This is a genomic window from Muribacter muris (assembly GCF_004569585.1).
In the GTDB taxonomy this organism is placed as follows: domain Bacteria; phylum Pseudomonadota; class Gammaproteobacteria; order Enterobacterales; family Pasteurellaceae; genus Muribacter; species Muribacter muris.
The window spans coordinates 1-2643 of record NZ_SPPA01000057.1 but is presented as its reverse complement, the minus strand read 5'-3'; the positions used below and the strand labels follow the sequence as shown (position 1 = coordinate 2643).

The following is a 2643-nucleotide window of genomic DNA, read 5'->3' as shown; positions in this document are numbered from 1 at the left end:
CGTTAAATACCTTACAATCGGACTACGATAAAGGGTACGGAACGGGCAGTGCGTTTAAACGAGGCGTGAGTGCGGCAAGCGGTATCTTACAAGGTCTGGTAACGGGGAATAACGCCCAAGCGTTAGTAGGCGGATTATCGCCGTATGCGAACCAATTTATCAAAAACCATACAGCTGAGAACTCAATAGAAAACAAAATCGCCCACGGTCTGTTATCAGCGGTGGAGTTCCAACTGACGGGGCGCAGCCCGTCGTTAGGGGCCTTGGCAGGGATTGTTGCGGAAAGCAGTGCGGAGATATTGTCGAGAGTGGTGTTTGGGAAATCGCCGAACGAGCTGACGGAGGGAGAGAAACAACAGGTTGTGGCGTTAAGCCAAGTGGCTTCGGCGTTAGCGACGGTTGCGGGGGGGAATGGCGAAACGGCGGCTTCAGCCATGGCAAGTGCGAAGAGTGCGGTGGAGAATAATTACCTTTCAGCAAAAAATGTCCAAAATCTGTTTAACGATATTCAAAAAGCGATTAAAGAGGGCAAAAGTGTCGATGAAGTTTATGACGTGTATAAACAGTTAAGCGAAACACAACGGCAAGAATTATTAGCAGATTGTGATGCGCTCTGTCGTTTAACCGTAAAGACCGTGATTAATCAGGCGACCGAGGTCGCTGAATTGAAATCAGGAATGATTTCAGGTTGGTTATCGGGGCTTTCTTCACAAGAGCGTTCAAGGTTTTTGGAGCTGGTTGAAACGGAAAACGCACAAACTGTTTCAGAAATAAATGCCCGCCAAGGAACGTTTGAGAAGACATTGGAGCTTGGGGTTGAATTAGCGCAAACATTCGGTCATAAAGACGGAAACAGCAAGCCGAAACAAAACAGTTTATACGACCCGAAAAAAACACGGGCGAAAATTGAGGGTGAGGCAGGCAAGGAAAAGGTGAAATCGACAACGGTAGTGTCAAATCCCCGTTCAACGGTAACGAATCGGGTATTGAAAACCGGCGAGCAAGTATCAATAACAGAGTCGGAAGGGGGGAAAGCGGTTAAGGTGTATTCCAAACCGGATAAAGACGGAAATCGGAAAGAGATAGCGAATATTCCGTATGACAAGCGTGGGTTGCCGATTTTTGATGATGTAGCCCCGTTCACGACTAAAATTGAGAAACCGAAGGGGTATGAAAATATGTCTAGTGAAAAAAGAAGAAAGGTAGAGATGAGAAATGCTACGTTATCTTTAAAAGAAGCTATAAATAAAGGGCAGGTAAATAAAAATCAATTTACGAAGAAGCAATTAGAGGATATTAACCAAGGCAAAGTGAGTATTGATGGATTTACTTGGCATCATAATGCGCAAAGTGCACCAAATAATATGCAATTAGTGCCTAGAAATCTCCATAAGGCTGTTGAGCATATTGGGGAAGGTTCATTAAGTGAAGGAAGATAAGATGAAGACATTTAGACATTTAGACATTTACGATGAATATGCAAATACGGTTAGTCAAGAAATCATTTCTGAATTTGAGAGTATATTTAATATTAAATTACCAAGCTTATATATTGAATTTATCTCGAAATATAATGGTTGTTCAATTAAACAGGATAATTTTGATTACCCCAAACCTTATGGGGAAGAAGGTACAGCCGCCTTTAGCTTCGATAGTTTTGCAACAGAAGAAAATATTGAACCGGCTAACAATATTCTTGGGCAATGGCTTTGTGATGATGAGGTTTATGGCTATTCCCACGTCTATTCTTTCGGAGATACAGGAGAGGGAAACTTTGTATGCTTTGATTATCGGGATAACCCATTAGGAGATAATCCTAAAATATGTATTGTCATTCACGATGAATATGATGAAAAAACGGGTAGGAAATTGCTGTTTCCGGTTGCTGATAACTTTGAGGCGTTTTTAGATAAGCTTTATGATTTTAATGAACGTTATCCTGAAGAGTAATATTCAAGCACTCTATTTCAAGCAAATTTTGCAAAAAGAAATAATAGGCAGAAGCGGCAGAGGCATTTTCCCGGGTCAGTTCGCCTTTGATTGATTTAGCTCAAAATCTGGAACAGATGATGGGGCATAAAGGGGCGAGCGACCGTTTGAAAGCTGCACAGGCATTAGGCACGGCGGCGAAAGGTTATACGACCTATCAGAATATCGCCTCAGGGGGGGCTTTAGCGAAAGCGGAGGCAGGGTTGGGCTTCTCGCATAAACGGGCATCACACAGTGCCTATGCAGAGCAAAGTGTGGGAAATACGGTTAATGCGCAACATATCAATGTGAAAGCCCGCAGTGGGGACATCAATGCGAAGCAGACCGCCTTCACCAGTCGGGATAAGGACGGCAACCGTTTGTCGAACAGCAGTGTAATGCTGGATGCGGCGAAGCAGGTGAACCTAACCGCCGGTCAAAATGTGGAGAAAGTGAAAGGCAAACAACAAAGCAGCGGTGCCGAAGTGGGTGTCGGGGCGAGTGTGGGCGCACAAGACGTGAATCAGATGTTGAAAGAGCAAGGGATACGGTCAAAGTGTGATTACCGTTTCGAAAGAAGCCGATGCGGTATTTTATGGCGGTAAGGGCATCAATATTACCTCGGCGGTGAATGAGCATTTTAGAGAGAACCGGGAGACGACCACCCGTAAAGGC

General features: G+C 44.3%; 3 protein-coding genes. All 3 read left to right on the top strand.

From position 1 onward, the window contains the following. Positions 1-1439 (top strand): HNH endonuclease (locus tag E4T80_RS12525; protein WP_135058711.1); only part of this gene is annotated, 1439 nt, incomplete at its 5' end. Position 1440: 1 nt separating this feature from the next. Next, the gene (locus E4T80_RS12520) at positions 1441-1950 is read left to right on the top strand and encodes an SMI1/KNR4 family protein (RefSeq protein ID WP_135058710.1); all 510 of its coding nucleotides are present in this window, start codon (positions 1441-1443) and stop codon (positions 1948-1950) included. A gap of 86 nt (positions 1951-2036) precedes the next feature. Next, positions 2037-2573: a hemagglutinin repeat-containing protein gene (locus tag E4T80_RS12515; RefSeq protein WP_135058709.1), complete on the top strand. Its 537-nt coding sequence runs from the start codon at positions 2037-2039 to the stop codon at positions 2571-2573. Positions 2574-2643 lie beyond the last annotated feature (70 nt).